Here is a 23,951-nt window from a genome sequence, read left to right on the forward strand (position 1 = left end):
TTTGGACGAACTGACCGAGCATTACTTTTCTTCCGATGCCGAATGGCGTGAATGGTTGCATGAAAACCATCGCACCGCAGATGGAATCTACCTTATCTTTTTTGCTGTGGATCATCATATGGACAGTATGCGATGGGAAGAAGCGGTAAGGGTAGCCCTATGTTATGGTTGGATCGATAGCACCGTAAAAAGTCTAGGCGATGGAAAGCGAAGACAGTATTTCTGCCCCAGAAAGCCCAAAAGCACTTGGAGTAAGGTCAATAAAGACCACATAGAGGAATTGATGGCAGCAGAACTCATGCACCAAAGTGGTCTGGATGCCATTCAATTGGCGAAGGAAAATGGGTCGTGGACGGTGCTGGACGATGTGGAAAATGGTGTGGTACCCGATGACCTCCAAAAAGCATTCAAAAAGAACAAGAAAGCCTATCAGAACTTTCAAGGGTTTACCCGCGGACAACGAAAAAGTTACCTGTACTGGTTGAACCAAGCCAAACGGGAAGAGACCCGTCAAAAAAGAATCGAGGAAATCATCTCCCTATCGGAGCAAAACATTAAATCCAGAAATACGTGGTAATGAAAGAAAATATAAAAATTTGGCTATCCTGTTCGGTATTGATCCTATTGGCCTCATGTCAGACCAAATCAGCAAAACACCATGCAGATATTGCCATAACCAATGCGAATGTCATTGACCTGGAAACCGGTAAAAGTAGCTTAAGGGATCTTTTTCTTTCCGAAGGAAAGATACAGGCCATATTGGAAGCTGGTGCCAAAAATGATTTTGCGGTCGATACCACCATCGATGCCACGGGAAAATATGTGTTGCCTGGTTTTTGGGACAACCACATCCATTTAAGGGGCGGCGATTCCTTGATTGCCAACAACAAGAATTTCCTGAAACTTTTCATTGCCAATGGCATCACCACGGTACGGGATGCCGGTGGGGACTTGACCCATTCGGTCATGGATTGGAAACAACAAATCGCTGACGAGAAATTGGTAGGTCCCACCATTTTTACGGCCGGACCTAAAATTGATGGTCCCAATTCCACTTGGGCAGGTTCCTTGGAAGTGGAAAACGACGAAGATATTGTTCATGCTTTGGATTCCTTGGAAAAACTAAAGGTCGATTTTGTAAAAATCTACGACAGCCGTATTTCTGGGGAAAATTATCTTAAGTCCATCGAAGAGGCAAAAAAAAGAGGGTTCACCGTATCGGGCCACATGCCCTTTACCGTTACTTTGGATGAAACCGTTGCCGCTGGCATGGATGGCATTGAACACCTGTACTATATCATGAAAGGCTGTGCCAGCAATGAAGTAGAGGTTACGGAAAAATTAAAAAACGGTGAAATGGGCTTTTGGGGTTCCATGCCTGCTTTGATGAGTGCTTATTCGGATAGTACGGCCCAAACGACTTTCAAAACTTTAATAGAAAATGATGTTTTTGTGGTTCCTACGCTTCATATTGGTAAGACTTTGAGCTATCTGGATGAAGTAGACCATAGCAACGACCCATATTTAAAGTACATGGGGAAAGGTATCATCAAAACCTACGAGGGACGTATCCGAAGTGCTATGAATGCCTCTGAGGAAGCTCGAAAAAGCAGAAAAGAACTGGATACCTTCTTTGGGCACTTGGCCAAATCCTTGAATACTGCAGGAGTACAACTTTTGGCCGGATCGGATAGCGGGGCCTTCAACTCGTATACCTACCCAGGGATTTCATTGCATGGGGAACTGCAGGCCATGGTTCAAAATGGTATTTCTCCTTTGGATGCACTTCGAACCTCAGCCTATAATGGAGCTAAATTTTTAGGGCAATCCGTTGGATACGGGAGCATTTCAGAAGGAAAAGTATCCGATTTGGTGATTTTGGATGCCAATCCGTTGGAAAATATCGAAAATACCCAACACATATATTATGTCATCAAAGGGACACAAGTGTTTTCCAAAAAGCAATTGAGTAAATTTTTGGATGATGCCGTAATGCCATAAACAAACATCATGATGAATTCAATTCTTTCACACCGGACTTACCTCCTACTACTGCTATTTTGGTTGACCACATCAACAAAAGCACAAACTTTATTGGTTCCTGATCGCGTGTTCGACGGAAAAGAAATGCATTCAGATTGGGTAGTTGCCGTAGCGGAAAACAAAATTTTATTTGCAGGTCCAGAAAGCGGATTAAAACGTGCCAATTCTTATACAAGGATCAATTTGGATGGGACCACTTTAATGCCAGGAATCATTGAGGGCCATTCCCATGTCCTTTTGCACCCCTACAATGAAACCGAATGGAACGATCAGGTATTGAAGGAATCCCCGACCGAAAGGGCCGTTCGTGGGGTGGTCCATGCCAAAAATTCGTTGATGGCCGGCATTACCACCATGCGTGATCTCGGCTCCGAAGGTGCCGGATATACCGATGTCTATCTAAAGAAAACCATAGATGACGGCATCATTCCCGGTCCGCGATTGTTGGTTGCCGGACCCGCCATTGTGGCGACTGGGGCCTATGGGCCAAAAGGGTTTCATGATGGGGTAACGGTACCTCTTGGGGCAGTTCCCGTGAGCGGAAGGGACGAAGCGATCAAGGAGGTCCGCACTCAAATGGGCAATGGCGCCAATCTTATTAAAATATATGCCGATTATCGCTGGGGAAAAGGAGAACCCTCCCAACCTACTTTCCTGCAAGAGGAAATCGATGCCATGGTGGCCACGGCAACCACAGCTGGTCGTTACGTAGTGGCCCATGCCGGGACAGCTGAAGGCATGCGACGTGCCATTATGGGCGGCGTGGAAACCATTGAACATGGCGATGGCGGCACTTCGGAAATCTTTGCTCTGATGAAAGAAAAAAATGTGGCGCTTTGCCCTACCCTGGCTGCAGGTGATGCCACGGAACAATACAAGGGCTGGAAAAAAGGTACCGAACCCGATACGGACCGGATTATTAAAAAGAAAAAATCCTTTAAACTGGCACTGGAATCCGGAGTTGACATTGTCTTTGGAGGCGACGTAGGGGTCTTTCCACATGGCGAAAATTACAGGGAAATGGAACTTATGGTCGAGTACGGAATGAAGCCCATCAAGGTATTACAATCGGCCACTTCCGTAAATGCAAGGGTTTTGCATTTGGAAGGATTAGGGACTCTTCAAAATGGCTTTTTGGCCGATATCATTGCCGTAGAAGGCGACCCCTCCCAAAATATCAAGCAAATGGAAAAGGTTCGGTTTGTGATGAAGGATGGGGTTATTTACAAAAATGAGTGATACAATCTCTTTCCTTGATTCCTTCAGACCTTTGCCTATAATCCCCTTAACATCTTTTTAAGAAATCCAGCGAGGCTTTTTGGTATCTTTAAGCGACTAATTAACAACCAAAAATGAAAAAGCTTCTCTTCCTGTTGGTGCTTATGGCATCAACATCACTTTTTTCCCAAGATAAAAAGGATGACTCCAAGTGGGATGTGACCAATCCCAAAGGGGATTTTAACTTCAAGGAACATCAATTTACCACAGATGAGGGTACTTGGATGAACCTAGATGTAAGTCCGGATGGAAAGACCGTTGTGTTTGACCTATTGGGTGATATTTATTCCATGCCTATAACCGGAGGTAAGGCTAAGGTTCTGCGAACAGGAATCCCATTTGAAGTACAACCCCATTTCAGTCCAGATGGTAAAAAAATTGCCTTTACCAGTGATGCAGGTGGTGGAGACAACATTTGGGTGATGGATGCCGATGGTTCCAATGCCAAGCAGGTGACCGAGGAGAATTTCAGGTTGTTGAACAATTCCTATTGGTTGCCCAATGGCAATTATTTGGTGGCCAGAAAGCATTTTACATCACAACGTTCCTTGGGTGCCGGTGAAATTTGGCAGTACCATATCACTGGAGGTTCGGGCATACAATTGACTAAACGAAAAAACGACCAGCAGGATGTAAACGAGCCCGTCATTTCCCCGGACGGCAAATATTTGTATTACAGTGAAGATGTGTATCCAGGAGGGTATTTTCAGTACAACAAAGACCCCAACTCACAGATTTATGTCATCAAAAGATATGATTTTGAAACAGGCGAGACCACTACAGTCACCGGAGGACCAGGTGGTGCCGCCAGACCGCAAATATCACATGATGGCAAAACATTGGCCTTTATAAAACGTGTCCGTACCAAAACGGTGCTCTTCCTGCACGACCTTCAAACGGGTGAAGAGTGGCCCATTTTTGACGACCTAAACAAAGACCAACAAGAGGCTTGGGCCATTTTTGGTGTGTATCCCAACTTTAGTTGGATGCCCAATGACGAGGAAATCGTTTTTTGGAACAAGGGAAAAATTTTCAAAATCGATATTAACTCATTGGCGGTGACGAATATCCCCTTTACTGTTGATGCCAAAATTCAAATTGCAGAAACCCTACATGTAGATTCACCAGCAGCGCCTGACCAATTTACGGCCAAAGTGATTCGGCATGCGGTTACCTCCCCTGACCAAAAAACGTTAGTTTTTAATGCGTTGGGCCACATTTGGACCAAAAAATTGCCCAATGGCAAACCTACCCGTTTGACCAAAGGGGAAGATTTTGAGTTTGAACCTACTTTTTCACCCGATGGAAAGACGATTTCCTTTGTCACCTGGAACGATGAAAACTTGGGGGCTATCTACAAAATTCCAGTTTCCGGTGGAACGATGACCAAACTCACCACTGAAAAAGGCATTTACAGAACTCCTTCCTTTAGTCCTGACGGAAAGATAATCGCCTATCAAAAAGAATCGGGCAACAACGACCAAGGCAGGGTTTTTGCCAATAAATCGGGAATCTACACTATAAATGCCGATGGCACTAATGTAAAATGGGTTTTGGATAATGGGGAATATCCTGTTTTCACAAAAGATGGCAAACGTATTTTCTACCAAACGGGAGGTACTTACTTTGGAAACCTGACCAAATCGCTCAAATCTGTCAACTTGAACGGGAAAGACGAAAGAACCCATATCAAATCCAAATATGCCAACCGACTGGTACCCAGTCCTGATAGCAACTGGATTGCGTTCACCATTTTGCACAAGGCCTATATTGCGCCTTTGGTGCTCAACGGACAAGAAGTGGACCTCGACAACAATTCCAAAGCGGTTCCTGTATCACAAATTTCCAAGGACGCGGGTATCAACCTGCATTGGTCTAGCGATAGCCAAAAGATTTTTTGGACTTTGGGGGACGAGTATTTCGAGAATGACATTAAAAATCGGTTTACCTTTTTGCCTGGTTCCCCAGAAAAAGTGGCCAAGATGGACAGTGTCGGCATCAAAGTGGGATTGGTATCCAAAACCTATAAACCTTCGGGAAGGATTGCCTTCACCAATGCCCGAATCATCACCATGGAAGGTGACGAGGTCATCGAGAACGGTACCATTGTCGTCAATGAAAACCGTATTGAATATTTGGGTAAATCCAATGAGATCAATGTTCCCTCCAACGCAAAAGTGTACGATGTTTCAGGAAAGACCATCATGCCCGGGATTGTGGATGCACATGCCCACGTGGGAGGCTTCCGATATGGGCTCACCACTCAAAAGCATTGGCAACTCTATGCAAATTTGGCCTTTGGGGTCACTACTTCGCATGATCCATCAGCCAATACCGAATCCATTTTTGCCATGTCCGAACTCATCAAGAATGGCGATATGGTAGGGCCTAGATTGTATTCCACAGGTATCATCCTTTATGGTGCCGATGGAGATTTTAAGGCCGTAATCAATAATTTGGACGATGCCCGTTCGGCCATCCGAAGAACCAAGGCCTTTGGTGCCCATTCCGTAAAAAGCTACAACCAACCCCGAAGGGAGCAACGGCAACAAATTATACAAGCCGCAAGGGAATTGGGCATCAATGTGGTTCCCGAAGGCGGTTCCACTTTCTACACCAACATGTCCATGATCATGGACGGGCACACAGGAGTGGAACACAACATTCCCGTGGCCCCCGTGTATAAAGATGTGACCGAGCTATGGAAAACCAGTAATTCGGGCTATACCCCTACCCTTATTGTCAACTACGGAGGGCCGAGTGGGGAATACTACTTCTACCAAAAAGATAATGTTTGGGAAAATGAAAAGTTACTGAAATATACGCCAAGGGAAATCATTGATTCCCGTGCAAGGTTCCGTACCATGTTACCGGATGAGGAATATGAAAATGGCCATATCCTTGTCTCCAGAACCGTTACCGACCTTGCCCATGAAGGCGTGAAAGTCAATTTGGGAGCCCACGGACAGTTGCAGGGACTTGGCGCGCATTGGGAACTTTGGATGCTGCAACAGGGAGGCATGACGAATATGAAAGCTCTGCAGGCCGCCACCATCAACGGGGCAAAATACATCGGTGCCGGAAATGACATCGGTTCCTTGAAGGTGGGCAAACTGGCAGACCTCATCGTGTTGGACAAAAATCCACTGGAAGATATCAGAAACTCGGAATCCGTGAAATACACCATGGTCAACGGCCGCTTGTTCGTTACGGAAACCATGGACGAAATAGGGAACACCGAAACGAAAAGGACCAAATTCTGGTGGGAAAACAATAAATACAACGCAGCTTTTCCATGGCATGAAGAGGCCCACAGCTTTACAACGCCCGGTTGCGGATGCCAAATTGGACATAACTAAAATATATCGACCTTTCTCCTCTCTGAAGGAATTGAACATATCATCAATAATCCTGAGAAACCATGAAAAAAATTATTGTCATTGCTTCCATAATACTCATCTGGGGCTGTAAAAAAGAAGAGAAGACGCCTACCATCGCCGAAACCATGAAAACCTATACCATCGCCCAAATGATGGACAACGAGGCCATTGGAGGAGGTAGTTTTTCCCCTGATAAATCCAAACTGTTGATCTCGAGCAACCGTTCGGGCATCTACAACATGTATACCATTCCCTCCACTGGTGGGGAGATGGTCCCTATTTCTCAATCCGATAGCTCTTCGGTATTTTCCATTTCCTACTTTCCAAAGGATGAGCGTATGCTCTTTAGAATGGACAACAATGGGGACGAGATCTATCACATTTTTGTGATGGAAACCGACGGGACCCACAAAGATCTTACCCCAGAAGAAGGGGCACGATCACTATTCTACCAGTGGTCCCAAGATAGGGCCTCGTTCTTTTATGGATCCAACAAAAGGGACAAACGCTTTATGGATCTGTACGAAATGGACCTTGGTACCATGGAACCCAAAATGGTCTATCAAAACAATGATGGGTATGATGTCAACGTGATTTCTCCAGATAAAAAATATGTGGGTCTCAGCAAATCCATCAATACCAATGACAGTGACCTGTTCCTTTACAATATGAAGACCAAGGAATTGACCAAGGTCAATGAAAACCAAAGTGGTAACAGTGGTCAGGACTTTTCACACGATGGCACGGCTTTTTACTATACTACCGACGATGGCAGTGAATTTGCCTATTTGATGAAGTACAACCTTGAGGATGGATCGCGTGCAAAGGCCATGGCAAGGGACTGGGACATTGCGGGAAGCTATTTTACCCACAATGGAACTTACCAGGTTACCTATATAAACGAAGATGCCAAGAACACGATCGAGGTCATGGAAGTGGCCACGGGCAAAAATGTTGACCTCCCTACTGTGGAAAACATGGAGATAACGAGCGTTAGTTTTTCCGATGATGAAACCATGATGCGATTTTATGCAGGGGGATCGTTTACGCCTTCCAACTTATATGTGTACAATTTGGAAACCAAGGAACAAAAACAACTTACCAATGTGCTCAATCCGGAAATTCAAGCTCAAGATCTTGTAAAAGCCGAAGTGGTCCGTTTCAAGTCGTTTGACGGGTTGGAAATTCCTGCCATCTATTATAAACCCCATCAGGCTTCCGAAGAGAATCCTGTACCTGCACTGGTATGGGTACATGGAGGCCCGGGAGGGCAATCTCGACAAAATTTTAGTGCTTTTATCCAATATTTGGTGAACCATGGTTATGCTGTTTTGGCCGTGAACAACCGTGGTAGTAGCGGATATGGCAAAACGTTCTATCAAATGGACGACCTTAACCATGGCGATAAAGACCTTAAAGATTGTGTGGAAGGTAAAAACTGGTTGGCCCAACAATCCGGCATCGACGGTGAAAAAATAGGGATCATTGGCGGTTCCTATGGTGGGTACATGACCATGGCGGCCCTCACCTATGCACCCGAAGAATTTGATGTGGGTGTGAACCTTTTTGGGGTCACCAACTGGATCAGGACACTGAAGAGCATTCCACCATGGTGGGAATCCTTTAAAGATGCCCTGTACAAGGAATTAGGAGATCCCTATAGTGCCGATTCCGTGAGGTTGAAGCAGATTTCGCCTTTGTTCCATACCGATAAGGTGACCAAACCTTTGATTGTGCTACAAGGATCACAGGATCCCAGGGTACTCCAAGCCGAGTCTGACGAGATTGTGGCCGGAGTACGCAAAAATGGTGTTCCTGTGGAGTATGTTCTTTTTGAGGATGAAGGGCATGGGTTCGTGAAAAAAGAAAACCAAATCACCGCTTACAGTAAAATATTGGAATTTTTGGATGTGTACCTCAAAGGTGAAGGAGAGGAAGGTACCCCCATTAAAGACGGAAATTTATGATCAAAAAAATAATGGGACTTGTGTTCTTGTTCGGTTGCTTGGTAGTAAAGGCCCAGCAACCGGGCGAGGACAAACTTGGGGCATGGTACATGTATTTTGGGACCAATAAGGTTTCGGAACGGTTCAGTATCCATACCGAGGCCCAGTTCCGGTTTTATGAAACCACCAGCAACTTTAATCAATTATTGTTACGGACTGGATTGAATTATCATATCAATCCGGATGCAATAGCCACCCTGGGATATGGATACATCAGTACCGATAATACATTTTATGAATTTCCAGATGAGATAGACAGTAAGGAGCACCGTGTCTTTGAACAGTTTATTCTAAAAAATAAGGTGTGGGAATTCCTTTTTGAACACCGCTATCGACTGGAGCAGCGTTTTTTGGATTTTGGAGATGCCACGGACACCCAACACAGGGCCCGTTATCGCCTTCAGATGACATTACCTCTGACCGACACCTTCTATCTCAACTTTTATGATGAACTCTTCATCAACCTACAGGATGATCTTTTTGGCCAAAACAGGTTATATGCCGCGGTAGGGGTCAACATTACGGAGAACAGCAGCCTCCAGGTCGGATATATGCGCAATCAATTTTCCGATGCTGTCTACGACCGTTTCCAGGTCGCGGTTTTCTATAATCCCGATTTGAGAGGGTTATTCAACAAAAAGTAAAATTAGCGGAGGCGAAGGTAAAGAATGTCAAAATATTCAAGTTCCAGTTCTATGGCAGCATTGCGGAGATGTTGCAGTGAACGCTTATAATGCCCCTTCTCCAAATATCCCAAGACCTTATTTTTACGAAGATTCCTGTATCGGCTACAGATAGACTTTTTCTTCCTGTAATAAGCATAAAAGGCAATATGGTCCAGAAAGTAATTCAAAATGGTTTGTTTTGCTTTAATGGTTCGTGCTATTACCTATAACGTGTCAAATGGTGACTTCGTACTCCTAAATTTGTGTTATAGCCTCTTCATAGGTTGATAACTGCCCAAATAATAAGTACCTTAGTACTAAACCTAAAAAAACATAAGATGAAAAAAATACAAGTAGCAGCATTGGCGCTACTATTGGTAACGGCCTTTAGCTGCAAACAAGCTAAAAAGGAAGAGAACAAAACGGAGGAAGCAATAGCAACTTATAGTGTTGTGCAAGATTCGACGGATGTTCGTTTCACCGCCTATAAGACCACAGACAAGAAACCCGTGGGCGGTACATTTACCAAAGTTGATTTGACCTATACCGCCGGAGAAACCCCTATGGAAACTTTGGACGGTATGGAATTCAGTATTCCCGTGAGCAGTCTTTTTACCAACGATACCACCAATACCCGCGATCCCAAGATCATTCACTTTTTCTTTGATAAGATGATGGAAACACAATCCATTAAAGGGACCTTCGCCTTTGATACAGACAAAAAATGCTCCGTTAAATTGACCATGAACGGAATGACCGTAGACCTGCCCATGACCTATGTGATTTCTGATGATGGCCATGTAAATTTCTCGGGGACCATGGACCTTAAAAACTGGAACGCCTTGGATGCGCTTGCTTCTTTGAACAAAGCCTGCGAGGTTTTGCACACTGGGCCTGATGGCGTGAGCAAGACTTGGGAAGATGTTGCTATTAAAGCATCCGTGCTATTGAAGAAAATGTGACCCTAAACCGTCTCCGACATTAGGAAAAACATAAAACAACAAAAGGCTGCATTGATGCAGCCTTTTTTATATCTTACCTCTATCAACCTGTAGCATATGGAAAAAATCAAGGAATATCCGAACGGCGAGATTTCCGTGGTGTGGAAACCGGAACTTTGCCAACATGCCGGCATCTGTGTGAAAATGTTGCCCAAAGTTTATAATCCAAAGGCAAGGCCATGGATAACGGTGGAAAATGCATCTACCCCAGAATTGAAGGAACAAGTTTCAAAATGTCCTTCCGGGGCACTGACCTATTACGAGTTAAAATCATGAGCAACGATAGCAAACATGTTTTGGTTGACAATGCCGAAGCCAAACAGTTTCAATTTGAACTGGAAAAAGGCATTGCAAAAATTGAGTACATCAAGGCCAAGAAGAAAATCTATCTTACCCATACCGAGGTCCCCGAAGCTTACGAAGGCAAAGGCATTGGTTCGGAACTCATTCGACAGACATTGGAGCACATCAAGGAAGAAGGATGGACCCTTGTACCCCTATGCCCTTTTGTGGCGATGTACATAAAACGCCATCCTGAATGGAAAGAATTGGTTCTAAAGGGAATCAACATCAGGTAAAACACCAGTGCATTTTTTGATAACCAAAAGCGGTTGGATATTATAATCCAACCGCTTTTACAATCAATTGACCTAAAAAACAACTTAGAGTTTTAGACCCACACCAAATCCGAATATCCATGGGTCAATGTCAACATCCGCATCAACTGTAGCACCAAGTGCCGTGGTAGCATCAACGGTAGCGGTAGTGTTCAGGAACAGCTTTTTCACATCAAAATTCAAGAACCATTTATCGTTCAACATAAAATCGAAACCACCTTGAAGGGCAAAGCCCACAGCGGTATCGTACTCCACATCATCGGCAACGGGGCCTTCATCAACTCCATAAAACAACGTAAGGTTTACCCCTGCTCCCAAGTAAGGGACAAAATTGCCCCCGGTAAAGTGGTATTGGCCTGTCAAGGTTGGTGGCAACAGCCACACACTGCCCAAATCAATGTCGCCTGCATCCGTACCTACGGCCTCTACATCGTGTTTGGTGGTGGCAAGAATCAACTCGGCTGACCAGTTCTCATCAAAAAAGTAGGTGATATCAAATTCAGGAACAGCAGCAGTAGATATGGACACGTCTCCGCCAATAGCTTCAATGTCGGCACTTTCATCTGGAGCGACCACAATGCCCCTCAACCTAAATTGCCATTTACTAAAATCGTTGGTCGGTGTGTCCTGGGATATCATCAAATTTGAAAACCCCAATAGTGTTGCCACTACTAAAAGTATTGTCTTTCTCATTATAGAATATTTAAGATGAGACAAAACTACCGAGCGGAATATTCCAAGAATATGATGTTTATCATTGGTTAGTTCGCCATGAAGCGCACTTCATACAAACCTGGCTTGAATGGATTATAAACGGATATAATTTGGGCCGAACACCGACAATTTCACATCAAAACCACTTTTTTCTTTTAAAGATGATGAAGGAAATAATAGTGACGACCAACATCAATCCCAGAAGGATAAAATAGCCATAGGGCCATTTCAATTCGGGGATGTTTTCAAAATTCATCCCATAGATGCCCGCCAAAAAGGTCAATGGAATAAAGATGACGGAAAAAATGGTCAAGGTCTTCATCACTTCGTTCAAGCGGTGCCCCTGAACACTGAAAAAGAGGTTGATCTGGCTTTCCAGTTCCAGAATATCCGAATCGATGTCATTGATCAATCCACCTATCTGTTCCCTAAGTTCACTAAAATATTTGTTGTGAAAACCTTTCACCTTGACTCTTTCCAGTTTTACAACAATGTCCCTAAGCCCATGGGAAGCCCTTTTAAACTCATTGATCATGGATTTCTTTTGTTCAACCTCGAACATGAACTCCGGTGTAGGCTCTTGTTTGATGATGGCATCCAAAGTGTTGTTCATCAAAACCAGTTCCTCATATTTTTCCTTATAATTGGATACCAAGGTTTCCAAAATAAAGAACAGCAAATAGTCTGCCTTCTTCTTCCGTATGATACCCTTGTTCTCGAAAATTCTATTACGAATCCAATCAAAATGGTCTCCCCACTTTTCCTGGATGCACCAAATAAAATCCTTGGCAATCACAAAGAACATTTGCTCTGACTCCAAGTTATGGTGCTCCGTTTTCACAATCCTGGCAGCTACAAAAAGTTGTTCCTCTAGTTCAATGACCTTATTGCCCATCTTTTGGTTAAGCAATAAACGAAGTAAGAAATCATCAAGAGTATTACCATCCACCATCGTACGGAACTCGTCCATATACTCCAGTCCGTAGGTGTTCACCCAGGTGATGGAACCATCCCCTTTGGAGAGTTTGGTGTCTTCGGCAAGAGTAAACTTGCGATTGTAATAGCCTTCATTGGAATAGTTGATGACCCAAGTATTTTTTTCAAATTCTGTTTCCATCATAGTATAAGTGAAACGGGTTATTTGTAGTTTAGACCATAAGTTAATCCAAATTTACAAGAACTCCCCATGATAGACCCAATGTCCTTTAAAACGGAGATTTTACTAACGATAATCCTTTTGGCCTTAGTCTTGACCCTCAACTCTTTGAGCAAAAGGGCCATCAGAAAGTTCGGTAAGACCAGTGCCATTGATATGAACAGTCGTAAAATCATTTTTTACCTCAGCAATCTATTGTTCTATATTTTGGCCTTTGTGGGCATTTCCTTGATTTGGGGCGTGAATTTGAAGGATTTTTCATTGTTTCTATCATCCGTATTGGCTATAGTAGGAATTGGCTTTGTGGCCCAATGGTCCATTCTGTCCAACCTAACGGCCAGTGTTATTCTATTTTTTAGCCATCCGCTTCGCCTTGGCGACCGCATTAGGGTCATGGACAAAGATTTTGATTGGACCGGAAAGGTGGAGGATATCAGCGGTTTTTATCTTTTTATGCGGACGGATGATGGACGCCGTATTACCATCCCTACCAACTTGGTCATCCAAAAAGGCATAGAGATTTTGAAGCCGGAAATTTCACCTTCGGAGACGGAACCCACAAAAGATTAGCCCCTTGCCCCGTTCATTAAAACTTAACCGAGGTTTAACCAACTTGGCTGTTAGGCAGCACGCAATTGTCCCAGATTTTGTTTTACTTTGACCCGCAAACATGGATCAATGAACCCTTCTGCCTCTGGTTGGATCAACAAGTTTGGTCACCTAGTCGACAACGAGTCCTTACCTTATCCGGACTTTGATAGCTTATATAAGGACCTTAAAGAACATGGGTTCATTTATGGGGTGCATTTGAGTATTCCCTCCTTTATTGAGGTGGAACATACCCTTAGTGAAGATGAAATCGCAAAGATCAACCTCCTAACCGCACTCTACTTTACCTATACTTTTGAAAAGGGAAAAACCAATTTCACCAATTTTGTGGATACGGTTTTTGCCTACTATCAATCTTTGGATGTTGGTAGGATTTCGTTTCTCAATAAGATCTTGACCGGTTCCAAAACCGAGTCCCAACTGGAAAAATTAATTGATTCCAGAATCTATCTCAGTGGCAATACGTTCAACCGTGCCTTTGGAAACAGTTTGACCAATTCATTGCTTTATGTGGATGTGTTGATTTTTATGACCTACCTCCAAGGGAAATTTGATATGAAGCAACATGCCCAACTTTTGGAGTACGTAACGATCAACATTGCCTACCATGCCCTCAACTCCAAAGAGGAGCATGAAAACGATGCAAAGCTTATCCAATTATTGGGATCATCATTAAGTTTTGTGGACCTGGATAAGGCAAAATTTGACGGCTCCTATTTGGATCTTTTGGACCAAAATTTCAATGCATTTGAAAAGGATTATTTTTTGGATATGGCCTGCCTCACCATATGGGAAGACAAGTCTCTAGACTTTACTGAATCGGACTATATTTTTGGTCTCGGGAAGGACCTTGGAAAGACCGAAAATGAGGTGCGGATCGAGCTCGATTTTGTCATGGATTTCTTTAAAAAAAATCGGGAAAAAATTGCCTATCTGAACGACAAAAATTTGGCCGTTCAATTCTACGAAGGCATGTCCAAAAACGTGAGTAAATTAATTCTGAGAAACAGCAAGCGACTCAAAAAAGAGCTTGCCGAAAGTAGGGAATTGGTCGCTCTTTTATCGAAGTCCACCGTAAAAGATCTAAGTACCGAAGAGAAGAAAAAAGTACAGAACCAACTGCTCGATATTTTTAAAAGCATTCCTTCCCTGGCTATTTTTATGCTCCCCGGAGGAGCTGTTCTTTTGCCCATTTTCATCAAGCTGATACCTAAGTTGCTCCCATCAGCTTTTGATGATAACAGAATAGAGGAAAACTAGTGTTTTTTACCTAAAAAAGCCACTATAGGAAAAATTTATAGTGACTTTTTTTAATATTTATTTAATCTGATTTTCAGTTTATTGAAATATTTTATTCCAACCATAACTTAAAGTCCTTAACGCGCTCCCTGCTTACGATGATTTCCTGCTCATTAAAGCGATTTAGCTTAATTTGAAGCCTTGAATTTGTGTACGAAATGATGTCTCCTATATGGTTGACGTTCACGTAAAATTTTCGACTTACCCTAAAAAACATTTCCGGGGAAAGCTCCTCCTCCAATTGCTCGAGCGTAGTGTCCAACAAATAATTCCTGCCATCCGAAGTGGCTGCGTAAGTACCCTTGTTCTCACTATAAAAACATTCCACATCATCTGCATTGATGATCTTGAGATGTTGCCCTACCCTCACCGTAAAACGTTTTTTGTATTCCCGTTCCAAAGGGTTCACCAAAAGCTTTTTTATGTCGTTGAAATCGACCGATATTTTTTGGCTTTCCGGTTTAAAATTTCGGTACTTTTTTACGGCACTTTCAAGCTCCTCATCATCGATGGGTTTAAGGAGGTAATCGATGCTGTTCAACTTGAAAGCTTGGAGGGCATATTCATCATAAGCAGTGGTGAAAATAATGGCACTTTTCACTTCGACCAAATCAAAGATTTCGAACGAAAGTCCGTCCGATAATTGGATGTCCAAAAATATAAGGTCGGGGTGCGGATTGTTCTGGAACCACTCAATGGATTCGTCCACCGAATGGAGCATGGTAGAAACCTCGATATCCTGTTCGGCCAATAATCTAGACAACCGTCTCGCAGCCGGTTTTTCATCCTCGATGATGATTACGTTCATATACTATAGTTTATGTTTTTCCTGTCAAAGGATTCCATCTCTATCCTTTCTCAGATATGCCTCAATTTTTCTTTTTTCCCATTTTTTGATCAACGGTCGACCAAATACCACAAGTCCCTGAATCAATATCACCGTCCCCCAAATGAGGATAACCGCAATAAAGTTCCAATCCAACCATGCCACGAAATTGGGGTCAACCTCATGGTTTTTTTCGGCCACCACCTCCAATAGGGTTCCCTTGGAAGCCAAGATTAGGACACTGACAAGAATGAACAAGGTCAAGTGGGCATAAAACCCTTTTATGGCCCCTACCTGCTTCTTTGCAGTTTCATATGTATTGATAGACCTCATCCCGATCATTTAAACTTACCCATCTCCTCATCTTCTCGCTCTATGTATTTTTGAATCTGGCGTTCTTCCCATTTTTGAAGGAAGGGAATTCTATTTCGAAAAGTATATATTGCATGGACGGCCAATATCACCCCCCAGATAAATACATTGCTGTTTACCCAATCAAAATAGTAATGCTCCGTAGGGAATCCCTCCGGCATGAAAGGGTTAAGTAGGCCACTTTTCAGCAGATACAATACCCCATTGAACAAAACAAAGATTTTTATGTGTCTGTAGAAGCCTTTCAACTCCTTAACCCGCTTGGCAGCCCTTCCGTATTTATCATCTAAATTTTCCACAGTTCCAGCTTATAGATATTTATCGGTGTCGTTCTTGTCTTTATCGATGTACTTTTGGATCTGTCGTTCTTCCCAATCCTTTCCCAAGAGCGGGTTGATCCCAAATACTTTTATGCCATGGAAGGCCAATCCCAATCCCCATGCAAATAAAGTTACAAAATGGGGCCATTGCCAGAAATTGTCGGTCCGTAAGAAGATATTCACCAAGATAAAGGTGTTGATCACCACATAAATGCTCATGTGTATGTAAAAACCTTTTAGCTCATCGACCCGTTTCTTGGCCCTTTTGTATTTGTCGTTGTCAAAATTTTCCATGATCATTTCCATTTATCGTTTGTTTCTTCTTCCTTCATAAATTCTTCGATCTTACGCCTTTCCCATTGTTTTCCAAAGAATGGGTTAAGGTCGAAGACGCGGATGGCGTGGAAAATAAGTCCTATTCCCCATCCAAAGGCTGCCCACAGGAACCACATGTAGCCGAAGCCGTTACTGTAGTAGTTGATCAAAGCCAAAGCGGAAATGACAAGGACATAGGAAGTCAGGTTTCCATAAAACTTCTTAAGCTCATCCACCCTCTCCTTGGCGCGAATGTATTTACTTTCTTTATTTGAATTTTCCATGATGTTGTTTGTTGATTGGATGTAACTGTTAAATATACTGATTGTTAAAATTCTTCCTTGTTCATGAATTCCCTTATTTTTCGCTCTTCCCAATCTTTTCCAAAGATCGGGTTACAGCCGTTGGCGGTCATCCACAAGCTTACAAGCCCCATCCCCCATCCCACTGTTGGAAAAATGGCCCACGGAAAACTGGTGGTGTGGTAGTTGATGTAGACCAACACGGGAATCACGATGCAATAGGCCACCAAACTATTGTAAAAGGCCTTAAGATGGCACACCCTTTTTTTGGCCCTTTTATAACTGTCTTGTTGTGTATTTTCCATAACTGATTGATTTTGAAATTAACTCTAGTCCAAAATTCGATAGAAAGCAGCACCTATGGAAAAGTAGATTCTCGAACTGTTGATTTTAAGGGATGAGTTGTATGGGAGGAAGGATAATGGGCAAGGGTTTAGGTTTTTTGGGTAAAAGGTGAAGGGTGAAGGGTGAAAGATTGATTACTTACAATTGTTAATTGTTAACTGAAATCAAAAATCATCCTTTTCCATAAGCTCCCGAATCTTTCGTTCTTGCCAACGTTTGCCCCACAGCGGATTATACCCAAAGGCCTCCATACCGTGCGCCAACACTCCAAATCCCCAACCGATGGTAGGAAAAAAGGCCCAAAGAAAATCCGTGGTCCGTAAATTGATCCACCACAAGAAGGGAATCACGATGCAATAGGAAATCAAGTTTCCATAAAAGTCCCTGATGGCCTTTACGCGCTCTTTGGCCTTGGCATATCTCTTTTCCTCAATATAGCTCTGCTGGGTCTCTACCACCGAATATCTTTGGGTGAGCATGGGCAGCGAAACACTGAAATCCGAATTGGTTTTGTTGATGATCACCCCACGGTCCGTTAATATCTGGTATCGCTGTCTGATGTTCTGCAACCCTACCCCACTACTTTTCTTGACCACCTGTTTTTCCTGCAGATTATTGCTTACCACCAACATACCCCCTTGTTCGAACACTTTAATGTGAAGGGGCTTTGAGCTGGTGACCACATTATGCTTCACCGCATTTTCGAGCAGAAGCTGTAAGGAAAGTGGAACTATCTTGGCATCTGGCTGGGTACATTTCTCCGGGATATCAAAAATGATACTGTCCTCAAAACGCATTTTTAATAGTCGGACATACGTGCGGGCAAAATTGAGCTCTTCGTCCACAGTAACCAAATCCTTGTTCTTCTGTTCCAACACGTATCGATATACCTTGGATAACGATGTGGTGAATTTTTGGGCCTGGTCCGGGTCTTCCTCGATCAAACTGGTCAATACATTCAGGCTGTTGAACAGAAAATGGGGATCTAACTGGTTTTTCAGGGCATCGAATCGTGCCGAGGCCGAACCTGCGATGATCTTCTGCTCCTTTACCTGCTTTTCTTTGTAGTATTTATAGAAGTAGGCTGCATAGAACAAGAGCGCAACCACCATGGATATAAAGAAGGTATTCACATAATACTGTGGTCTTTCGGACGTGAAAAAGGCTTCAAAAGACATGTTGTACATGATGACCTTCAACACCACACGCGAAAGGAAAATACCAATAATAGAAGCTATAATATTTCCCAGAATACCATAGGCAATATACTTGCGGGTGAACAGTTCCTTGTCATACTTCCGCATCAGCAAAATGAAAGAGGCTGAATTACAGAGATAGATGATCATGGAGAAGATCATGCTCTCCCAAAACTCCGTCCACAATTCTTTCATGGTAAAATCCCAGCCGTTAAGGAAAAGAATAATGAGGACCACCAAAAAAATGGCAATCCCCACTAAAAACGACTTCATAAGTTCCTTTAAAAAAAGCTTCATTACGTCTTATTTACATGCTGCCAACACCTGCTCTGCCCTTTCCTTGCCCCAAGAAGGATAAAATGGCGTATCGGATTTAAAGGTAGCAAAAAGTTCTAAGGCCCTTTCCACATCCTTGCAATATGGAGCGGTATCCTTACCAAAATATCGTGCCGCACCCATGTCCCATTCCGCTTTGGAAAAAACCACACGCGGGTTGTTCGGGTCCAGCTCCAAGGCCTTTTGGTACAATTGTACATTCTTTTGGGACATGGTCATACCATAGGTGGCCCCATCAAAAGCGATCCATGCCGTATTGATCAAGGCTTCCTGTACCAAAATTTCAGGATTATCCGGTGAAATAGCCTTGGCCACATCCACGAATTCCCTGGCCTTTTCCAATTGCTTGCTCAGTTTCGCTTCATCCTTTTCCCCAAAGGAAGCGACCGTGTTCACTTGGGAGGCATAATAGTACGGAATCCAATTATCGGGTTCGGCGGTGGCTATCCGTTCAAAAAGGTTGGAAGCTTCCACAATTTTCTGGTCTTTCCAAAGTTCAAAGGCCTTTTCCATCCCTTTGGTGTATTGATCCTTGGCCTGTGCTTGTACTTGGGCAACTGAGGCGCCAATAAGTAATAAAAGTGTTATCAGTTTTTTCATGACTGTTGTTTTAATGATTATTTGATGGTTCAAAATTGGATATGCCTCAGCACAATCGAAACAAAGAATAACCGAATTGTCGATTAAAAGGGATGGATTGTCATATTGAAGACAAAACGATGCATTTAGGAATTCGGGGGTATTATTGATAATAGAGTGTAGTTCTTAAAAAAAGTCAAAGAATATCTTAACAAAACCTGCAGTTTATCGAAAAAAACCGCTCAAATAAGCCATTTTCTAGTGATTCCCCGTAAATAGGGTAACATTTTTATTAAATAAAACCCCTTATTTATGAGAACGAAAATCTTTTATTTTGCATTGAGCCTTGTATTGCTTGTTTTTGTTGGATGTTCCAATGATTCTGGCAATGGTGGAAATGGCGACACCATGGGTAGGTTGACCCTCCAATTGACCGATGCCCCTTTTCCTTTTGATATGGTGGCCGAAGCCAACGTGACCGTTTTCAAGGTCGATGCAAGATTAGTTGACAGCGAAGATGAGGATGTGGAAGGTGATAGCGAAGAAGATGGTTATCCATTCATCACCCTTATGGAAGAAGAAATACCTGTTAACCTTTTGGATCTTACCAATGGTGTAACTGAAGAATTGGCCGATTTGGATGTTCCAGCTGGCACCTATGACCTGATCAGAGTATATGTAAAAGGCGTAAATGTAGTCCTAACTGATGGACGTACTTTTGACCTTACCGTGCCAAGTGGTTCCCAAACAGGTATCAAAGTCTTCTTTAAACCTGCATTGACTGTTGCTGGTGGATTGAGCAGTGATCTCTTGTTGGATTTTGATGTGAGCCGTTCCTTTGTGGCCAAAGGAAGCACCATCAAAGTGGATGGCATCACCGGATTCAATTTCAAGCCTGTGATCAAAGTATGTAATTTATCAACGGCAGGAACTTTGAGCGGTCTTGTGACCACCATGGATGGTGAAACACCCGTTGCCCTCGAAAATGCACAGATTTCCATAATGAATTTGGACGAAGAGCCCATTACTTCCGGAGCTTCCGATATTGATGGTGCTTATGCCATTATGGGATTGGATGCTGGAACCTACAAAGTATATTCTTCCTTGAACGGGTATGTGAATAGTGACACCCTTGAAGTGGAAATCGTGGCCGGCAACAAAACCATCCAGGATTTTGTGTTAGAGGCAGAAGCAATGGAAGAAGGAAATTAATGCTTCCCAAAATATATACATGCAGCGGGACTTAGGTCCCGCTTTTTTTATGTCCAATTTTAATCGATCTTCGTGGTTTGTATTTTAATTGTTTATTGTCACAAACCATGTACATTCCACCCTATTACGAGAACAAAGACCTTGGCGAAATCAAGAAATTCCTAAAGGACAATAGTTTTGGCGTTTTGATCAATGTGGTGGACGGTAAACCCTGGGGCACCCATATACCCCTGGAGTTGGAAACAGATGCTGAAGGAAGGGATATATTGGTCGGTCATATTGCCAAGGCCAATCCACAATCGAAATATTTAGAGCCGAACAATGAGGTCCTATGCATTTTTAACGGTCCACATACCTATGTTTCTTCATCCTGGTACAAAGAAGAGGAAGTGCCCACCTGGAATTACATCGCAGTGCATGTGTATGGGAAATTGGAGCTATTGTCCGAGGAGGAAACCATGGCTTCCATGCACCGATTGGTGGACAAATATGAAAAGGGGTCCAAAAATCCTATTTCACTAGACAACATGACACCCAAAACACTACGACAGGTAAAAGGGGTTGTAGGTTTTCAAATCCAAATTTCGGATATCCAGGCCACTTACAAACTCTCCCAGACCCGACCCGAAGACCACCCAAAAATCATCTCCGAACTAGGGGAACGGGATGATTCGGGCAGCAAGGCCATCGCCCATAAAATGAGCGGGGAAAACCAGTAAGGATTACTCGATATCCTGAAAAATGGCGTCGGCCCAGTTGGAATACCTTGGATTTTCCACATGCATGATCCACATCTCATCCGTGTATTTGCCCTTCATCTTGGATTGATAGGCTGCATAGGCATCTTCATTTTCCTGATATTTTGCGAGATAGACATAGTTTAATCCATTATCCGGATTCTTGAAATATTGCGCCTCAATACCCTGGGCCTTTAACTTGGCCATAAAGTTTTTGAGATAGGTCTCATTCTTGAATACATTGGCCACAATATAATGTCCTTGGCCCACTCCATCCAAGTTGATGTATTTTTCAATGGGCTTGTAAGCGCCTCCATGGAAACCACCTTCATTCTTTTTGGCAACATCGATAGATTTTAATGTCTTTGCCTTACGGGCATTATCGGCCACTGCGGACCTTTCAATGGCACCATAAATGGAATCTAGGTCTTTGCTATCCGCCAAGTAAAGTTTTTGGGCCTTCTCCTCTATTTCGGGGGTTGTATTGCCCGTATGTCTTTTCACGATGCGCATGACCATTTCGAATCGTTTCTCCATATCCCTCTCTCTGTTCTTTTCCAAGGAATCCATGCGATAAACGAGTTCATTGATCACAGCATAGTTATCTTCTTGTTGGGCTTTCAACTCCTCCAATTGCGCTTCCCAAAATGCCAAATCTTCTTTATTGTTGGGCCTAAGGGTGGTCTGCACATCCAATTTTCCTTTTTGGGCATCCTTTCCATCCTTATCCTGGGTATCGGCCACTTGAGCCCCATCAATAGGTTTCTTTCCTTTGTTTTCCTCTTCATTATCAACGATGAAGGTGTTCTTGGAAAGATTGGGAATAAAGGTATAGGCAATGGATATTTCATGGGTAACCCCCAAATTGGCAATACTGTTGCTCAGGTTTTTCTCAAAATTATATCCAAAGGAAAGCCTTCTGTTCAAATTGAAACCAGCTCCTGCGGAAGCTCCGTAAAACTGGTCATATCCACCCTGCAACCATCCCAATTTAGGGAGGTCCAAAATGATTCCCCCTCCAAAAACGGGGTCGTTGTTTCCTTCAAACCGGGCCCTTGCTAGTGGCAACAAACGGCCATCCTCAAAAATACCGTAGCCATTTTCGAATTCATAGGTGTATTGGATATGTCCCGAGAAGGTTTTGTCGTCCAAAGCCGTTAAAGACTTGCCAGACTTGATATTGTAATCCACCAAGTTCTGGGCGAACACACCGAAATCAAACTTCCCTAGGGATAGGTTCAATCCAGGTTGAAAGGAAATGATGGAACTTTCAGTAGCATCATCCAACAACGGATCTTCTTCCAAAGTCACGGCCCTACTTGGATCGTAGCTGCTCACGTAGTAGGGAATGTTGACCCCAAAAGTAAGGCTGCTCTCTTTTCCCAATTTAATGCCATGGGAATAGTTGGCCATAACGCCCAGGTTGGAGATAACGCCTTCCTGCTGATTGTAAAGGCTAAATCCAATTCCCACCATATCGTTCAACCTGCCACTGTAGCTCAAAAAATAATTTTGACGGTTGTTATCAAATGCGGCACTTTGACTGCGGTGGAAAAGGTTCACATAGGATTTGTCTTCCCTAACAGCGGAAAAGGTAGGGTTGATCAAAAACCTGTTGAATTTCAACAAATTTTGAAAGGGAACATCATAACTCACGTAAGGATTGGTTTCCTGTGCTTTGGAGTTCAACCCCAAGAGCAAGCATACCATTAGAGGAAACAGAGCTCTTTCAACACGTGCGTGGGGTAACTTTTTGAAAAATAGAAGTAGTTTTATATCCATAGCCGATTGGATTAAGTAGGTTAAAATGCCTGTTTGGGATAGGCTGATATTTGTTGTTTGGTCTCATTAGCAAGATTTGGGACTTGTAAGAGTTTTATTACTAAATGTAATACAATATTAAGTAAATTATCGGCCATAGGCCAATTTTTTCGTTGAACCGCACGGTGATTTTATTATTTAACACATTCAGGATGTGAAAATTGAGCATCACCTCCAATTTTCGGTTTAATTTTGGATTGCAGATACAAATCAAAAAATTATGCCGGACACCATTTCCATTGTACCCTATTCCGATGCCCACAAGGAGGATTTTCGAAGGTTGAACGAAGAATGGATCACCAAATATTTCAAAATGGAAGATATGGACCGTATTTCACTGAACCATCCCAAGGAATACATTCTGGATAAAGGCGGCTATATTGCCGTTGCCCTCATGGGAAAAGAGGTCGTTGGTGTTTGTGCGCTCATTCCCAGTCAGCGTAAGGAGTATGATTTTGAGTTGGCCAAAATGGGGGTGTCGCCAAAGGCCCAGGGAAAGGGCATTGGCAAGTTATTGGGACTGCATATTATAGAAAAGGCCAAATCCATGGGAGCAAAGAAATTGTTTTTGGAGAGCAACCGGATCCTTACCCCAGCCCTATCCCTTTACCAAAAACTCGGGTTTGTGGAAATGATCGGTGCTACTTCACCCTATGAACGAAGCGATATACAAATGGAATTGTTGCTCAACAAAGCATAAACCATTGTATACCGCTTTTTATTAAACCACAATAAATAATACTTTTCCTACATATTTTAGGGGATTTTGCGTTTTTTATTTTTACACTTCGTTTAAAATGAGTAACTTAAAATCACACAACT

At 43.0% G+C, this 23,951-nt stretch carries 26 protein-coding genes; 14 read left to right on the plus strand and 12 right to left on the minus strand.

Translation table 11 applies throughout. The annotated features are described in order from the left end of the window. The first annotated feature begins 1 nt into the window (after window position 1). The 6 genes from D2V05_RS18980 (at window position 2) to D2V05_RS19005 (ending at window position 9,351) form a co-directional block, all read left to right on the plus strand. Window positions 2-577, plus strand: coding sequence for a YdeI/OmpD-associated family protein (locus D2V05_RS18980; protein ID WP_119649192.1), 576 nt, complete (start codon window positions 2-4; stop codon window positions 575-577). Beyond that, window positions 577-2,001, plus strand: a complete 1,425-nt coding sequence (locus tag D2V05_RS18985) for an amidohydrolase family protein (RefSeq protein WP_119649194.1) — start codon at window positions 577-579, stop codon at window positions 1,999-2,001. The genes D2V05_RS18980 and D2V05_RS18985 overlap by 1 nt, the downstream gene beginning before the upstream one ends. Window positions 2,002-2,010: 9 nt before the next feature. Further along, window positions 2,011-3,282 (plus strand): metal-dependent hydrolase family protein, encoded by a 1,272-nt coding sequence (locus D2V05_RS18990; protein ID WP_235855501.1) that lies wholly within the window; start codon window positions 2,011-2,013, stop codon window positions 3,280-3,282. A 113-nt stretch (window positions 3,283-3,395) separates the two neighbouring features. After that, window positions 3,396-6,680 (plus strand): amidohydrolase family protein, encoded by a 3,285-nt coding sequence (locus D2V05_RS18995; protein ID WP_119649196.1) that lies wholly within the window; start codon window positions 3,396-3,398, stop codon window positions 6,678-6,680. A gap of 62 nt (window positions 6,681-6,742) precedes the next feature. Next, complete coding sequence (locus D2V05_RS19000) at window positions 6,743-8,668, plus strand: S9 family peptidase (RefSeq protein ID WP_119649198.1); 1,926 nt, start codon at window positions 6,743-6,745, stop codon at window positions 8,666-8,668. Further along, window positions 8,665-9,351: a DUF2490 domain-containing protein gene (locus D2V05_RS19005; RefSeq protein ID WP_119649200.1), complete on the plus strand. Its 687-nt coding sequence runs from the start codon at window positions 8,665-8,667 to the stop codon at window positions 9,349-9,351. The genes D2V05_RS19000 and D2V05_RS19005 overlap by 4 nt, the downstream gene beginning before the upstream one ends. A 2-nt stretch (window positions 9,352-9,353) precedes the next feature. Here D2V05_RS19005 and D2V05_RS19585 read toward each other — a convergent pair whose 3' ends face one another. Next, complete coding sequence (locus D2V05_RS19585) at window positions 9,354-9,560, minus strand: hypothetical protein (RefSeq protein ID WP_147378316.1); 207 nt, start codon at window positions 9,558-9,560, stop codon at window positions 9,354-9,356. A 150-nt stretch (window positions 9,561-9,710) separates the two neighbouring features. Here D2V05_RS19585 and D2V05_RS19010 point away from each other — a divergent pair, with 150 nt between their 5' ends. The 3 genes from D2V05_RS19010 (at window position 9,711) to D2V05_RS19020 (ending at window position 10,951) form a co-directional block, all read left to right on the plus strand. Beyond that, complete coding sequence (locus D2V05_RS19010; RefSeq protein ID WP_119649202.1) at window positions 9,711-10,334, plus strand: hypothetical protein; 624 nt, start codon at window positions 9,711-9,713, stop codon at window positions 10,332-10,334. 96 nt (window positions 10,335-10,430) lie between these two features. Beyond that, window positions 10,431-10,649: a (4Fe-4S)-binding protein gene (locus D2V05_RS19015; protein ID WP_119649203.1), complete on the plus strand. Its 219-nt coding sequence runs from the start codon at window positions 10,431-10,433 to the stop codon at window positions 10,647-10,649. Next, complete coding sequence (locus D2V05_RS19020; protein ID WP_119649204.1) at window positions 10,646-10,951, plus strand: GNAT family N-acetyltransferase; 306 nt, start codon at window positions 10,646-10,648, stop codon at window positions 10,949-10,951. The genes D2V05_RS19015 and D2V05_RS19020 overlap by 4 nt, the downstream gene beginning before the upstream one ends. Before the next feature lie 84 nt (window positions 10,952-11,035). Here the strand turns inward: D2V05_RS19020 and D2V05_RS19025 are convergent, their stop codons facing one another. Together D2V05_RS19025 and D2V05_RS19030 are read right to left on the minus strand one after the other, a co-directional pair. Continuing rightward, window positions 11,036-11,683, minus strand: a complete 648-nt coding sequence (locus tag D2V05_RS19025) for an OmpW/AlkL family protein (RefSeq protein WP_119649206.1) — start codon at window positions 11,681-11,683, stop codon at window positions 11,036-11,038. A gap of 157 nt (window positions 11,684-11,840) precedes the next feature. Beyond that, on the minus strand, window positions 11,841-12,824 hold the full coding sequence (locus D2V05_RS19030) for a CorA family divalent cation transporter (RefSeq protein ID WP_235855502.1): 984 nt from the start codon (window positions 12,822-12,824) through the stop codon (window positions 11,841-11,843). A gap of 66 nt (window positions 12,825-12,890) precedes the next feature. Here D2V05_RS19030 and D2V05_RS19035 point away from each other — a divergent pair, with 66 nt between their 5' ends. Together D2V05_RS19035 and D2V05_RS19040 are read left to right on the plus strand one after the other, a co-directional pair. Further along, window positions 12,891-13,430, plus strand: coding sequence for a mechanosensitive ion channel family protein (locus D2V05_RS19035; RefSeq protein ID WP_119649208.1), 540 nt, complete (start codon window positions 12,891-12,893; stop codon window positions 13,428-13,430). A gap of 108 nt (window positions 13,431-13,538) precedes the next feature. Then, on the plus strand, window positions 13,539-14,729 hold the full coding sequence (locus D2V05_RS19040; protein ID WP_119649209.1) for an LETM1-related biofilm-associated protein: 1,191 nt from the start codon (window positions 13,539-13,541) through the stop codon (window positions 14,727-14,729). Window positions 14,730-14,820: 91 nt separating this feature from the next. Here the strand turns inward: D2V05_RS19040 and D2V05_RS19045 are convergent, their stop codons facing one another. From D2V05_RS19045 to D2V05_RS19080, 8 genes are all read right to left on the minus strand, one after another. Continuing rightward, window positions 14,821-15,576 carry a LytR/AlgR family response regulator transcription factor gene (locus D2V05_RS19045; RefSeq protein WP_119641180.1) on the minus strand — a complete coding sequence of 252 codons (756 nt, stop codon included), beginning with the start codon at window positions 15,574-15,576 and terminating at the stop codon, window positions 14,821-14,823. Window positions 15,577-15,600: 24 nt separating this feature from the next. Beyond that, on the minus strand, window positions 15,601-15,927 hold the full coding sequence (locus D2V05_RS19050) for a 2TM domain-containing protein (protein WP_183114867.1): 327 nt from the start codon (window positions 15,925-15,927) through the stop codon (window positions 15,601-15,603). Between the two features lie 5 nt (window positions 15,928-15,932). Further along, the gene (locus tag D2V05_RS19055) at window positions 15,933-16,265 is read right to left on the minus strand and encodes a 2TM domain-containing protein (protein WP_119649213.1); all 333 of its coding nucleotides are present in this window, start codon (window positions 16,263-16,265) and stop codon (window positions 15,933-15,935) included. A 9-nt stretch (window positions 16,266-16,274) separates the two neighbouring features. Then, window positions 16,275-16,580, minus strand: coding sequence for a 2TM domain-containing protein (locus tag D2V05_RS19060; RefSeq protein ID WP_119649421.1), 306 nt, complete (start codon window positions 16,578-16,580; stop codon window positions 16,275-16,277). Between the two features lie 2 nt (window positions 16,581-16,582). Then, window positions 16,583-16,885 (minus strand): 2TM domain-containing protein, encoded by a 303-nt coding sequence (locus D2V05_RS19065; protein ID WP_119641177.1) that lies wholly within the window; start codon window positions 16,883-16,885, stop codon window positions 16,583-16,585. A gap of 44 nt (window positions 16,886-16,929) precedes the next feature. Beyond that, window positions 16,930-17,208, minus strand: coding sequence for a 2TM domain-containing protein (locus tag D2V05_RS19070; RefSeq protein WP_119649215.1), 279 nt, complete (start codon window positions 17,206-17,208; stop codon window positions 16,930-16,932). Between the two features lie 204 nt (window positions 17,209-17,412). Next, window positions 17,413-18,741, minus strand: coding sequence for a 2TM domain-containing protein (locus D2V05_RS19075; RefSeq protein WP_119649217.1), 1,329 nt, complete (start codon window positions 18,739-18,741; stop codon window positions 17,413-17,415). A 6-nt stretch (window positions 18,742-18,747) separates the two neighbouring features. After that, a complete protein-coding gene (locus D2V05_RS19080; protein ID WP_119641174.1) occupies window positions 18,748-19,380 on the minus strand; it encodes a tetratricopeptide repeat protein in 633 nt (210 codons plus the stop codon). A gap of 291 nt (window positions 19,381-19,671) precedes the next feature. Between D2V05_RS19080 and D2V05_RS19085 the strand changes: the two genes are divergently transcribed. Both D2V05_RS19085 and D2V05_RS19090 read left to right on the plus strand, forming a co-directional pair. Continuing rightward, entirely contained in the window at window positions 19,672-20,571 is a 900-nt protein-coding gene (locus tag D2V05_RS19085; RefSeq protein WP_119649219.1) for a DUF4382 domain-containing protein, read from the plus strand. 107 nt (window positions 20,572-20,678) lie between these two features. Next, a complete protein-coding gene (locus tag D2V05_RS19090) occupies window positions 20,679-21,290 on the plus strand; it encodes an FMN-binding negative transcriptional regulator (protein ID WP_119649221.1) in 612 nt (203 codons plus the stop codon). Window positions 21,291-21,293: 3 nt separating this feature from the next. On the opposite strand, the gene D2V05_RS19095 is transcribed toward D2V05_RS19090, so the two are convergent. Beyond that, window positions 21,294-23,018 (minus strand): PorP/SprF family type IX secretion system membrane protein, encoded by a 1,725-nt coding sequence (locus D2V05_RS19095; protein WP_183114868.1) that lies wholly within the window; start codon window positions 23,016-23,018, stop codon window positions 21,294-21,296. Window positions 23,019-23,349: 331 nt separating this feature from the next. Here D2V05_RS19095 and D2V05_RS19100 point away from each other — a divergent pair, with 331 nt between their 5' ends. Further along, window positions 23,350-23,829, plus strand: coding sequence for a GNAT family N-acetyltransferase (locus D2V05_RS19100; protein WP_119649224.1), 480 nt, complete (start codon window positions 23,350-23,352; stop codon window positions 23,827-23,829). The last annotated feature ends 122 nt before the right edge of the window (window positions 23,830-23,951 follow it).

The organism is Flagellimonas pelagia (assembly GCF_003584135.1).
In the GTDB taxonomy this organism is placed as follows: domain Bacteria; phylum Bacteroidota; class Bacteroidia; order Flavobacteriales; family Flavobacteriaceae; genus Flagellimonas; species Flagellimonas pelagia.

What these genes read in the sequence shown, in the direction of transcription:
- D2V05_RS18985 (WP_119649194.1), top strand. Translation starts at nt 577, where the DNA reads ATGAAAGAAAATATAAAAATTTGGCTATCCTGTTCGGTATTGATCCTA.
- D2V05_RS18990 (WP_235855501.1), top strand. Translation starts at nt 2,011, where the DNA reads ATGATGAATTCAATTCTTTCACACCGGACTTACCTCCTACTACTGCTA.
- D2V05_RS18995 (WP_119649196.1), top strand. Translation starts at nt 3,396, where the DNA reads ATGAAAAAGCTTCTCTTCCTGTTGGTGCTTATGGCATCAACATCACTT.
- D2V05_RS19000 (WP_119649198.1), top strand. Translation starts at nt 6,743, where the DNA reads ATGAAAAAAATTATTGTCATTGCTTCCATAATACTCATCTGGGGCTGT.
- D2V05_RS19005 (WP_119649200.1), top strand. Translation starts at nt 8,665, where the DNA reads ATGATCAAAAAAATAATGGGACTTGTGTTCTTGTTCGGTTGCTTGGTA.
- D2V05_RS19010 (WP_119649202.1), top strand. Translation starts at nt 9,711, where the DNA reads ATGAAAAAAATACAAGTAGCAGCATTGGCGCTACTATTGGTAACGGCC.
- D2V05_RS19015 (WP_119649203.1), top strand. Translation starts at nt 10,431, where the DNA reads ATGGAAAAAATCAAGGAATATCCGAACGGCGAGATTTCCGTGGTGTGG.
- D2V05_RS19020 (WP_119649204.1), top strand. Translation starts at nt 10,646, where the DNA reads ATGAGCAACGATAGCAAACATGTTTTGGTTGACAATGCCGAAGCCAAA.
- D2V05_RS19025 (WP_119649206.1), bottom strand. Translation starts at nt 11,683, where the DNA reads ATGAGAAAGACAATACTTTTAGTAGTGGCAACACTATTGGGGTTTTCA.
- D2V05_RS19030 (WP_235855502.1), bottom strand. Translation starts at nt 12,824, where the DNA reads ATGATGGAAACAGAATTTGAAAAAAATACTTGGGTCATCAACTATTCC.
- D2V05_RS19035 (WP_119649208.1), top strand. Translation starts at nt 12,891, where the DNA reads ATGATAGACCCAATGTCCTTTAAAACGGAGATTTTACTAACGATAATC.
- D2V05_RS19040 (WP_119649209.1), top strand. Translation starts at nt 13,539, where the DNA reads ATGAACCCTTCTGCCTCTGGTTGGATCAACAAGTTTGGTCACCTAGTC.
- D2V05_RS19045 (WP_119641180.1), bottom strand. Translation starts at nt 15,576, where the DNA reads ATGAACGTAATCATCATCGAGGATGAAAAACCGGCTGCGAGACGGTTG.
- D2V05_RS19050 (WP_183114867.1), bottom strand. Translation starts at nt 15,927, where the DNA reads ATGAGGTCTATCAATACATATGAAACTGCAAAGAAGCAGGTAGGGGCC.
- D2V05_RS19060 (WP_119649421.1), bottom strand. Translation starts at nt 16,580, where the DNA reads ATGGAAAATTTTGACAACGACAAATACAAAAGGGCCAAGAAACGGGTC.
- D2V05_RS19065 (WP_119641177.1), bottom strand. Translation starts at nt 16,885, where the DNA reads ATGGAAAATTCAAATAAAGAAAGTAAATACATTCGCGCCAAGGAGAGG.
- D2V05_RS19070 (WP_119649215.1), bottom strand. Translation starts at nt 17,208, where the DNA reads ATGGAAAATACACAACAAGACAGTTATAAAAGGGCCAAAAAAAGGGTG.
- D2V05_RS19075 (WP_119649217.1), bottom strand. Translation starts at nt 18,741, where the DNA reads ATGAAGCTTTTTTTAAAGGAACTTATGAAGTCGTTTTTAGTGGGGATT.
- D2V05_RS19080 (WP_119641174.1), bottom strand. Translation starts at nt 19,380, where the DNA reads ATGAAAAAACTGATAACACTTTTATTACTTATTGGCGCCTCAGTTGCC.
- D2V05_RS19085 (WP_119649219.1), top strand. Translation starts at nt 19,672, where the DNA reads ATGAGAACGAAAATCTTTTATTTTGCATTGAGCCTTGTATTGCTTGTT.
- D2V05_RS19090 (WP_119649221.1), top strand. Translation starts at nt 20,679, where the DNA reads ATGTACATTCCACCCTATTACGAGAACAAAGACCTTGGCGAAATCAAG.
- D2V05_RS19095 (WP_183114868.1), bottom strand. Translation starts at nt 23,018, where the DNA reads ATGGTATGCTTGCTCTTGGGGTTGAACTCCAAAGCACAGGAAACCAAT.
- D2V05_RS19100 (WP_119649224.1), top strand. Translation starts at nt 23,350, where the DNA reads ATGCCGGACACCATTTCCATTGTACCCTATTCCGATGCCCACAAGGAG.